Source organism: Vibrio sp. 10N.222.46.A1, from assembly GCF_041473595.1.
Classification (GTDB): domain Bacteria; phylum Pseudomonadota; class Gammaproteobacteria; order Enterobacterales; family Vibrionaceae; genus Vibrio; species Vibrio tasmaniensis_A.
The window spans coordinates 1-1,209 of sequence record NZ_JBFRSN010001812.1; the positions used below are offsets into that span (position 1 = coordinate 1).

At 39.2% G+C, this 1,209-nt stretch carries 2 protein-coding genes; both read left to right on the forward strand.

Annotated features, from left to right (window positions below; genetic code table 11):
* Positions 1-2: 2 nt before the first annotated feature.
* Positions 3-323: a hypothetical protein gene (locus tag AB4496_RS29420; RefSeq protein WP_372133669.1), complete on the forward strand. Its 321-nt coding sequence runs from the start codon at positions 3-5 to the stop codon at positions 321-323.
* Between the two features lie 148 nt (positions 324-471).
* Complete coding sequence (locus AB4496_RS29425) at positions 472-1,146, forward strand: HAD family phosphatase (protein WP_017103061.1); 675 nt, start codon at positions 472-474, stop codon at positions 1,144-1,146.
* Positions 1,147-1,209 lie beyond the last annotated feature (63 nt).

The window sequence follows — 1,209 nt, forward strand, 5'->3', positions numbered from 1 at the left end:
GGTTGATAGTGCTATCAAATTTATTAGCACTGCTAATTGTAGTTACTTTCGAGTATTTCACAGGCTATTTGAAACTAGCATTTTCTAGTGATTATGCGTTCTATTCAATGCTAATTCTTCTTGCTCTGGGTTCACTTTTGTCTTTTTCCGGTCTTAAGGTCGGATATAGTGACCCTAGTAACATGGCTGGCGTTTCTGCTAGTTCGTTAATTGAAAACGAGTCTGCTAAATCAACCATTGTGACAAAATTAGAGAGTACGTCTGTTGGGCACAGCTTATTGCTCGCTAGTTTGTTGCCACTACTTTATTGCCTACTATCGTAGCCATCACCTAATAGATTGTTTAACTGGATTCCAAAACGCTCGGCACTTTTGTAATGGTCGGCTTTTGTGGGTAAGGTAGTCATATTAGTTTGGTTGCATTGTTTTTTTCACTGGTTAACTAGGCTTATACGAGATTGAAAAATCTAACATGGAGAGTGAATTGAAAGATTACGAAGTTTATCTGTTCGATATGGACGGAACATTAGTAAATTCAGAGCCTTTAAAGGGCAAAGCGTTAGCATTAGCTTGTTTAGATTATGGCGCACACGTAGACCACAACATTTACAAAGATGTTATGGGGGAAAGTTGGCAGGTTGTAACGGGTCACTTTTTTGAAAATGCTAATATTGCTCCTGACTTAGAAGAGTTTAATTACCACTTTCGAGCTCATTACGAACAGATGCTCAATGATGGTCTTGAGCTAAATGTTGGGGCTAAGGCTTACATAGAACAGTTAAAACTAGCAGGGAAAAAGTGTGGAGTTGTTAGTTCAGCAGCAACATGGATGGTTGATAATATTTTAACCTCGTTGCAGCTAGAGAATGCTTTTGACCTTGTTATCACACAGGAGCATGTAACTAAGCATAAACCGGATCCTGAAGCCTATACTTTAGCTCTTGGTAGATTAGCGGCTTCACCTGGCCAAACAATTGTGTTTGAAGATTCCACAGCGGGTATTCGTGCTGGTAAATCTAGTGGCTGTGATGTCATTGCTGTTAAGCATAGCTTTAATGGTAAAAATGATCTAAGCGGTGCAGTTAAAGCAATCAGTACATATGAGGAATTGCCCCGTATAAAAAACGAGTATGAGATTAGTAATTAAGATCGAGTAACTGACTTTTAAGTATTGCCTTGCCATGTTGGTCTGCGGCATGAAGGCTAAAGT

Excerpts from the sequence above, each read along its gene's own strand:
- AB4496_RS29425 (WP_017103061.1), top strand. The coding sequence starts at position 472 with ATGGAGAGTGAATTGAAAGATTACGAAGTTTATCTGTTCGATATGGAC.